Annotated in this window: 6 protein-coding genes; 2 read left to right on the top strand and 4 right to left on the bottom strand. The window is 60.7% G+C overall.

Going from position 1 to position 9,436, the window contains the following annotated elements; genetic code table 11:
• Both PLL20_20490 and PLL20_20485 read right to left on the bottom strand, forming a co-directional pair.
• Positions 1–1,479: hypothetical protein (locus PLL20_20490; GenBank protein HPD32380.1), on the bottom strand; the 1,479-nt coding region annotated here is incomplete at its 3' end.
• Between the two features lie 120 nt (positions 1,480–1,599).
• Positions 1,600–2,442, bottom strand: coding sequence for a prepilin-type N-terminal cleavage/methylation domain-containing protein (locus PLL20_20485; protein ID HPD32379.1), 843 nt, complete (start codon positions 2,440–2,442; stop codon positions 1,600–1,602).
• A 1,053-nt stretch (positions 2,443–3,495) separates the two neighbouring features.
• On the opposite strand from PLL20_20485, the gene PLL20_20480 reads away from it, so the two are divergent.
• Positions 3,496–4,296, top strand: coding sequence for a PEP-CTERM sorting domain-containing protein (locus tag PLL20_20480; protein ID HPD32378.1), 801 nt, complete (start codon positions 3,496–3,498; stop codon positions 4,294–4,296).
• Between the two features lie 110 nt (positions 4,297–4,406).
• On the opposite strand, the gene PLL20_20475 is transcribed toward PLL20_20480, so the two are convergent.
• Positions 4,407–6,026 carry a hypothetical protein gene (locus PLL20_20475; protein ID HPD32377.1) on the bottom strand — a complete coding sequence of 540 codons (1,620 nt, stop codon included), beginning with the start codon at positions 6,024–6,026 and terminating at the stop codon, positions 4,407–4,409.
• Positions 6,027–6,062: 36 nt separating this feature from the next.
• Positions 6,063–7,661 carry a PKD domain-containing protein gene (locus PLL20_20470; GenBank protein HPD32376.1) on the bottom strand — a complete coding sequence of 533 codons (1,599 nt, stop codon included), beginning with the start codon at positions 7,659–7,661 and terminating at the stop codon, positions 6,063–6,065.
• Between the two features lie 450 nt (positions 7,662–8,111).
• Between PLL20_20470 and PLL20_20465 the strand changes: the two genes are divergently transcribed.
• Positions 8,112–8,993 carry an alpha/beta hydrolase gene (locus PLL20_20465; protein ID HPD32375.1) on the top strand — a complete coding sequence of 294 codons (882 nt, stop codon included), beginning with the start codon at positions 8,112–8,114 and terminating at the stop codon, positions 8,991–8,993.
• Positions 8,994–9,436: the final 443 nt, after the last annotated feature.

The raw sequence follows: 9,436 nt of genomic DNA, 5'->3' as shown, positions 1-9,436 counted from the left end.
AATGGCCTGGTCAGGCTGACCCGACACGCCCGTCACATCCATGCAACGGCAATCGATCGACAGATTCTCGAAACCGTTGCCGCCGGCCCCCGTGAAGCAGGTCTGAAAGACCGCGAAGTCCGCCTGATCGACGTCGCCGTCGTCGTCCACGTCGAAAACCGGATCGTGTGTACACTGGCAGGCCGGGTGTCCCTCACAATCCGGATCCGCGCAATCGATCAACCCGTCGTCGTCATCATCCACACCGTTGTCACAGGTTTCAGGGCCACAGACCGGGCTGCTCCAGCAATCGGGATCATCACAGTCGACGAGAGTGTTCCCGTCATCATCGGCGGCATTGTCGCAGACCTCGGGCGGGCACGGCCACGGCGTCGGGGCGCAGTCCGGATCGTCCCAGTTGGCCAGGCCGTCACCGTCATCGTCGATGGGATTGCGGTCCAGCGGATTATCGATGTTCCAGCAGAATTCGGGGGATTTGCATGCCGGTTCTCCGGCACAACCCGGATCCTGACAATCGACCAGCTCATCTCCATCATCGTCAACCTGATTGTCGCAAATCTCGAAAGGCCCCTCCGGAGGCAGAACGTCAATCTCCTTGATGATCGACCCCTCGAACGATCGCCGGAAACCATCGCCGTCAAACGGGTCAACGTCGAACGGATCGATGCCGGCGCACCCTATCGGGCCCAGCCACTGATCCCAGTTCACCCTTTGCGTATTCGAGACCGGCCAGAAGACAAACCTGATGCTCGTAACACCGCCGGCAAGCCGCGGACTGCTGCTGTCGTAAACGCGGGTCAAGGTGGAACCGATGGTCGGCACCTGACTGCCGTCGTTAACGTTGGGGTTCCAGCCGTCACCAGTGCCCGGCCCGGCACACACGATGTTGCCCGTAACCACGCGATCGAGCAGCTTGCTGAACAGGCGGTTTTTCGGGTCGGGGTTCGTGTCACGGGAAATGTAGACATCGTATCTCTGCCAGACACGGCCGTTGGGATAAGAATCGATGTTCTGCGCGAAAACCCGGATTTCCCCGATGTCGGTCGGCGCGGGCAAGTCGAACTGAAAGACGCCGCTGGGCAGGAGGAAATCGGCCAGAACGGAATCAACATGGGCGCCAAGCAACCCATCGGTGAGCCCCGCACCGTTCTGCTTCGGCGTCGCCGAGTGGAAACCCGGATGCCCCGTGTTGGGGCTGTTGATCGGTGATGGCTTACAGAGAGCATCACCGGGCATGTTGTCAACCGGGATGTATCCATTCACGTTGTCCGGCCAACCCACCGCCAAGTCGTTGTTTTTCAGCGGAACGATGCCGTTAATCAGGTCCGTGGACGAGATCGCGATTCCCGGATACGACGGCAGCGTCGTCACGTCCTGCGGCCCGTATTCCCAAATGTAGGTCGGCGCGCCAAGACCTGCAGTGCCGACGCTCAAGACCCAGCCGAGCACCATCAGGGCGAATGTTCTGTGCTTGTACATTGCTTTGGCTCCTTTCCATGTCGATTTGTCTGCGTCTTTGACCGATTCTCCGCTCGCTCGGACAAAGGTTCGATATTGCACCTGCCGAAGATCAGAACCTCCAGCAAGCTCACACCCCGCTCACCACCAATGCAGATCGTTCTCCTGTCTCAAGATGGCCGTCCTGTAGAGCTCTATCTGGGTTGAGTCGCGGCGCAATTCCGCCGGCAACACCCCGACCTTATGCCAGTCAACGTGTCCGTCCCCATAGGCAACGTTCTGCCCGACCAGCCGCGGCGGCGATATGGAACCGGCAGCCTGAACGGCGGAGTAATCCGGCCCATGGTTGACGCGCCATCGCGCATTGGGCGGGCCTGCTCCCCACCACAGACTGACCGCATCGGCCATCAGCACGTGCCTGGAATCCGGGTTCTTGGTCACGTAGCACTTGCGCTTGAAAGGCACGTCGGAAGGTGTCTCAGTGCCGCGGGGCTTCGCGGGATCATTGGCGGCGTCACCGGTGTTCAGCCTTCCGTAGTAAAAGTAGGTGATGTGCAGGTAAGCCTCCGGATTGCTGAGCCAACTGCCCGCCGGCTGCTCGCGGTCGATGTCGACACTGCCGCGGTCGGACTCGCTGACAAACGGACAGTAAAACACCTCATTCGCCTTGACGGCCGACTGCATGCCGATGAATCGGCCGATGGTGCGGTGAACACTTGTGGGCCAGGCCCCGATCACGTTGCCGCCCGAATTGCGCGCATCACAGCCCGGCACGCCCACTCTCGCCTGGTGTGGAAAACTCCTGTACGACACGTCGTATGAAAGAGCGGCAACACCGATCTGGTGCAGATTGCTCGCGCACACCCGCTGACGCGCCTGCCGCCGGGCTTGGGCCAGACTCGGCAAAAGGATCGCAATCAAAAGGGCAATGATCGCTACAACGACGAGCACTTCAATCAATGTGAAACCCGAAGATCGACCCAAGCAACCTCGCCTTGTCATCCCTGCAGGCTTGTGAGTCATCCCTCATTCCCTCATGCCGGCCCACGTGCTATCTGTCCCCTTGGCAAAAAACCAAGCACGCGAGCCTGAAGCCGCATCTTTTTCCGGGCAAGTAACAAAACCTCACGACTCTCCACGGCATCCGCCCCGTCAGGCCGGATCGCCGCTTCTCCGCAGCTTTGCCAAGCCATAATCTTATGCCTTACTCGTCTTGGTGTAAAGACACTTCAGCAACATCAATGCGGTTTCCTGAAGGCGGCTCGGCACAAGCAACGATGATGCCGGCAGCAGCATTCCGTCATTACTGTATTATATCCATTCACGCATGTACGGCCTCTCCTTCCTCGGCCCAACCTTCGGCCTCAAAGTAGGACGCCGAAGCTCTGGCCCTTCCCGACTCTGTCTGCAACCGGGATACGCGCCGCAGAACAAGCGGCTGTTCGCTGCCCGGCGAACGTGGCCCAAAGCAGGTCCATGACACCTGCTACACCGATGCTCCTGCGTGCCGGGGTGCCGAAGCCTCCCACGACCGATTGGCATGGGTTGGGCCGCTGTTCATGAGACACCAAACGGTGAGAGGAAATGGCTCTTTAGCCGGCCCGCTCAGAAGCGCGACCGCATGTAATTCACCCCCGTGAGGTACGATCCCGGTGCGGGCAGGCCCATCATTCACGGTGCCAAGCACTCGGGATTCCAGGAGAAGCTCCCGGCGCCTCCGCCCCCCTGGACAAAATGTCCCCGGAAATCCCTTGACAGACCCGCCCTGCCGGGGCACAATATGGAGCAAATGGGAGCCGGTTGAGAAGCTCATGTCAACCTGGAAGAGGATCTGGAAGGAAGCCGTGGCTCTGCCAACAGCGTCTTCAGCACAAGGCTTCGCATGGCAGGATCTCTCAACTCCCGATCAGTCGATAGCGACTGAAGTACAAGCAGTAAATTGACGGCGTTTGGCTCACCCACTGCGGAAGCCGAGAAGGAAAACGGGGACAACTCAAACCTAAGAAGAGGTTTTATTTCAAGAAAGGGAGGATGGACATGAGAACGATCATAGTTGCGATGTTGGCTTTTGGGCTTGTCACGGCCGGCGCCGCCGCGGCGGTGACGTCGACCACAACCCACAGCCCGATCAAGAGTGGTAACCCGGGCAGCACGGATGACTACATTAGTTCGACCGACTGCCTCCAGGGCAAGATCCCTGCCGTGCTGCCGGGCGACATGGGCTGGCACCCGGCAAACAGTGATCCGCTCGACCAGCTGCCGGCGTTCACCGACGGTGCGGGTATGCGAGCCACCGGCCTGACCGGCCTGCTGAACGACTGGGGCTACGCCAACCCCGTCAAGTTGGTCGCGTATGATATGACGGGCACAGACTGCAACGCACTGGGCGTAGCCCAGATCAACATTCATAGCAGCAACGACATTGACGGCCGTATCTTCTCGACCACGGTTATCAAGTACTCGATGGATGGGGGCGCCAACTACAGCCTGCTCGGCTACTTCCAGTCGGATCCTTCCGGCACGATCAACAGCCAAGGACATCCGAATTCGATCAACATGAAGTCAACGATGGTCAGTATCTTCGATGACCTCGGCGCGGCAATCATCCCCGCCGGTGTGACCAATATCGAGTTCGACTTCTACTCTGTGGACAACACCGGTGGGCAGATGCGCGACCCGTTCGACGGCGTGAATCCGTTCACCGGAATCGACGACGGTCTGACCGGAGCGTTCGTCTCGCCCCTGATCATGGAGATCGACGTGTTCCCAGTGCCCGAACCGGCCGGCCTGCTCCTGTTCGCGGCAGGCGGCTTATTGCTCCGCCGCCGCAACTCTTAGTAGTGCGACGTAGGGTTCGCGCCCGGCGTCCTCAATTGCGTCTCGCTATGAGATCAGCCCTTGCCGGCACGCCCGCCGGCAGGGGCTGTTTCGTGCGCGGCGACACCCGATCAGAATCCATGGCCGCACAGCGGATCTGCCGGCACCGCCTCCCCTGAAATGCAGGTGCTGAAGATGGCAAAGTCCAGCGCGTCCACGTCGCCATCGTCATCCAGGCGGGCCGCCATACACTCGGGGGCGGTCTGACGGATGCCCGAGCCGCTGAAGCAAACCTGAAAACGCCCGAAATCAATCTGGTCCACGTCCCCGTCGCGGTCGAAGTCACATTTGCCGTACAGGGGCGCCGTAACCCGAATGGTGATCACGTTGGAGACACCGGTCTGCCCGTGACAATCGGTCACGGCCAGACAAACGTCATGGTCGCCGAGCGATGGGAAGATCCACTCGATCTCGCCCGGCAGCCCCGGTACCGCGAGTTGATCAGCGCCGAGGGTCCATAACGAATCTGCCGCCACGGCCCCCGGCGCAAGCACAACCGACGGCACGAAGTGCACGGGTTCAGCATATGGAACCTCGAAAACGTCCGAGACAATCAAGACCACAGGGGCCGGCGGCAACACGGGCGGGCCGGGTAAACCGTTCTGGACGTCGAATTCGTCATAGGAAAGCTTGTGACTGCCGTCGCTGCGGGTGATCCCCCAGGAAAAACCCGGCTCATCCTGCCACTGATACCAATACGTGCCTGCGACGTAGGATTTGCCTTCCAGCCACTCGTACGTATCGCGCATGTTGTCACGTTGCGTCGCCTCGCTCACCCTATCGGTGTTCCAGCCGAACTCGGTGACCAGCACGCGGGCGGTATCGCCGTAGTCCGCTTGCACCTGACGAACGCTGTCGCTGCTCCATGGCCATCCCTCAAACAATGACCGTAACTGGTAGGTGCTGACCGACCGCGCCTGGCTGATGTAGAAATGATAGCCGAACAGGTCCCAGGGATACCGGCGTCCAACGTTGGCTTCCATCCAGTCCCAGACGGCGGTCTGCTGATAAACCTGCTCCATGTAGTTCATGCCGGTCATATTGTCGTAAGCCAGAAGCCCCCCTGAGCACAGCTCGATGCAGTAACGGCTCAGGAGCGAGCGCCCCTCGCGATAATTGGTCGCCTTGTATGTCTCGGCGAGCAGGTTCGCATAAACCCGCGGCAAAATGTAAGTGCCGCCGGCATGCTGAGGATCGGTCTGCCACTCGGGATTGGTATGGGCGTTCGGCTCATTCCAGATTTCCCAACGCTTGATCTGAGTCCTGTAGCGGTCGATCAGCAAAAGAGCCGTCTCGCTGAAGTCGACTACGTACTGATTCATGCCGTCGCCGTCGGGATCATCGTTCCACGCCTCCTGCCCGACCGGCATGCACTCGTTGCACAGCAGCCCCAGCACCACCAGGTCGTGGTTCAGAGCGTTCTGAACAATCGCGTCGTAGATGCCGAGGATGGTAGAGTCCCACGTCTGGTGCCAGTCCATGCGGAAATTGATGCGGACGGCTCGGCAGCCCGTGGCGGCGATCTGCTGAGCCCGCGCGTCGGTGAAGTAGATCCAGCCTCCCCAAACGGGCGCACCGGCGTTGATCCCATGGTATTCGTCGGCGAAAACGGACCCGTGCAGGCCACACGCCGCCCCCATGGCAACAAGGGCGAGCAAGCCGATCTGCGCTACTGGCTGCCTGGTCCTCATTGACCGCCTCTGCGACCGATTTCTGCCCGCCTCGCCTCAGTGCCCGCACTGCGGATCCGCCGGCACGCCCGGCCCGGACAGGCAACTCCGGAACAACGCGAGATCATCCTGATCGACGTCGCCGTCGTCATCCAGCCGGCAGTTCATGCAGGACGGCCCGTACTGGTTGGCACCGGGCCCCGTCAGGCAGGTCTGGAAGTGCCCGAAGTCGATCTGATCCACGTCGCCATCCTCGTCGAAATCCGCGGCGCTGTGCGGAATCGATGCCACGTGAACGGTAATCGAATCGGATACGCCCTCAAGATGGTTGCTGTCGGTCACGATCAGCCACACGTTATAGTCGCCCGTCTGCCCGAAGGCCCGCAAGATGCCGCCCGGCATGCCGGATACGGTCTGCTGGTCGGCCCCGAAGTGCCAGGTGCCCTGCAATGCGGATGCTCCGGGAAACAACGACACCGTGGGCGTGAAGGACACCTGCTCCCCGACCGCCACATGCAACTTGTCGGCGGTGATCGACACTTGAGGCTCGGGAGGCGGGATGTTGTCCTGGTTCTGCAAGGTGAACTCCGTATGTGAGGGCTTGAGCGAACCGTTGGCGCGCGTCACGCCCCAGTAATACGGGAAGGGCTCGTCCACCCACTGGTACCAGTAGGCGCCGACGATGTACGGCTTCGTCTCCATATGGTCGTAGGCAATCCGCATGTTCTGGGCCTGACCGCTTTCACCCGCCCCGCCGGCGGAGTTCCAGCCGAACTCCGTGACGTAGATCGGACTGAAATCGCTGTTCGCCGCCTGTGTCACCCGCACCTGATTGAAGTACTGGTTCAGGCGAGTCGTCGTGATGATGGTGTCGCTTGCCAGGTAAAAGTGATATCCGAACAGGCTCCAGGGGTAGCGCCGCCCCGTGTTAGCTTCCATCCAGTTCCAGACGGCGGTTCGGGCGTACACCTGCTGCATATAGTCCATCGCGTGCGAAAAGCTGCCGCCGATCTCATGGGCGAACAACCCCCCGGAAACCAGCGAGATCTTGTTGTCCGTCAGAATTGACCGTCCCTCGTAGTACTCGAGTTGCTTGTAGCTCTCGGTCAGCAGATTGGCGTACACGCAAGGCAGTATATACGTGCCGCCTGCGTAACGGGGATCAACCGTATTGGGATCCGTCGTCCAACAGTTGGGCTCGTTCCAGATCTCCCACCGCTTGATCTGGTTCTTGTAACGATTCACCAGCAGGAGCACCGTGTTGCTGAAATTGACGACGTACGCGTTCATGCCGTCACCGTCAGGATCGTCATTCCAGGAGGTCTGCCCGACCGCCATGCACTCGTTGGAGAACAGCCCGAGAACAGTGAGGTTGTGGCTCAAGGCGGTCGAAATCACCGTGTCGTACGTGGCAAGGATCCCTGAATCCCAACTGGTGTGCCCGTCAAGCCGGAAATTGACACGCACGGCGCGGCATCCGGTGGCGGCGATGGCGGCGGCCTTGGCTTGGGTGAACTCGATGCTTCCGTTCCACACCGGAGCCCCGGCGTTCATCCCGTGGTACTGGTCCGCCTTTGCCGTGCCCGAATAGATCAGGCCGCAAAGAAGCAAAACCACAACAAATGGCGTGCCGGTATCCCTTGGCCGGTGGCCCATTCCTTCGCCTCCTCGCTCTCTCCGGGCCCGACCGACCCTCCGCAGGCAAGCCGAACCGGTCGGAGACGCCAACCTAAACTCAACCCCATTATAAGCGCAAACAGGGCTCGCTTACCATCTCCTGGCCTGTGCAACACCAGGAACAAGGGGTCAGCTGCAGCCGATTTCCCGGTCCGGGCCAAGGAAGCAGACCCGCGTGAACGTCCTGCGTGCCGCCCACAGACGTTCAACCCGGCCGATCGCCGCAGTTCCGAAAAAGCCTATAATGTGAATAAGAACGCAGCCCGAGGATCTCGATGACCTCACGGCAGACCGCGCTTCTTGCCGGCTGCGGCGAAACGGCACTGTCATACGAAATGACGTGCTCGCCAGACTCACAGATCTCTGACCGGCCGGCTCCGACGCGCGTCGTGCCTTCCGGGTCTGTTGCGAATGCTCGACGAGGTGAATATGAAGCCGCAGCAAAACGATTCCCTGAACCCAGGTGCCGGACGCCTTGTTTGGGTACTGCCGACCCTGGCCCTCCTTATGCCAGCCGGTTGCGCCACGACCCGCGTCGCAGCCGAACCGGATCGGGAACACGAGATCGTCTACTACGTGGACGGGGCCGGAGGCGGCGGACCGATCGCAGATTGGAGCCGCGGCGTTCGGGCGGGATTGCGCCAGGCGGGTTATCGCGGTGCATTCGTCAACTATGTTTGGCAGACGGGACTGGGAGCCCTGGCCGACCAGCAAACCAGCAAGGCGTACAAGCGGTCAAAGGCGGCAGGCCTCGCCCGACTCATCAGACAACACCTTGACGAACACCCAAACGCTGAAGTCAGCATCATTGCCCTCTCGGCCGGGACCGCGATTGCCGTGTTCGCACTCGAAGCCCTGCCGACGGAGCGACAGGTACACGATGTCTTCCTGCTCGGCTCGTCGATGAGCGCCAACTATGACCTCACCGCCGCCCTGAAGCGCGTCAGACATCACATGTACGTCTACACATCGCCGGACGACTCGGTGTTGAGCTTCTTCGTGCCTCTTACAGGTACTGCTGACCGTCGGTTTTGCGGTCAGTGCTCGGCCGGTCTCTATGGCTTCCGCATGCCCGCCAACGCCAACGCCGAAACCCGTAGCCTCTACTCCAAGGTTGAAAACATCGCCCCGAAAACCGGTGCCGACGCGCAGAACGAAGCCGTCGGCCACACCGGGCAAGCCGGCGCCAGGTTCATCCGCGAACGCATCGCCCCACTCATTCTTCACGAAGGGCCGCGTTTTACCGTCGCCGACAGCGGCGCAAACGGCCCGCCGTCCGGATACGCCTCGACTCGCCCTTCCTTGAATTAAACCTGATCCGAACCTTCAGCCGGTCAGCACCACCGTTTCCGTCTTTCTGCGCTCGGCGGGAAGTGTCCCAATCCCAAGCGCATGGCCGATCCGCATGGCGTGAATGGGCCAATCTGTGACCGCCCGTGTGGTCCAAGCCGCAGCAGACGCCTACCATCGACGCGTGCGAACAAACGTGTTTCAAGGCGTCGTTACGCCATCCATTCCGTCTGAGGCTTCGATATGCAAGAGAGGTGCTGATATGAGAAAACACAAATTGGGAGCGGCTGCAATCGTCACAGCCGCCGGGGTTGGTGGTGCAGCTCTGTTTTCAGGCTGCGGCGGTGGAACGGGTCTCTGCAGCCCTTGTACGCTCGGAACGGTCTTCACGGTCGGACAGCTGGCTAGGCCCAAAACAAGCGAACTCCGGTGGCAGTTTTGCGCGATCGGCGGCCGATCGCCGC

Source organism: Phycisphaerae bacterium, from assembly GCA_035384605.1.
Taxonomy (GTDB): Bacteria; Planctomycetota; Phycisphaerae; order UBA1845; family PWPN01; genus JAUCQB01.
The sequence above is the reverse complement of the archived record's forward strand: the minus strand, read 5'-3'. Positions and strand labels throughout refer to the sequence as shown.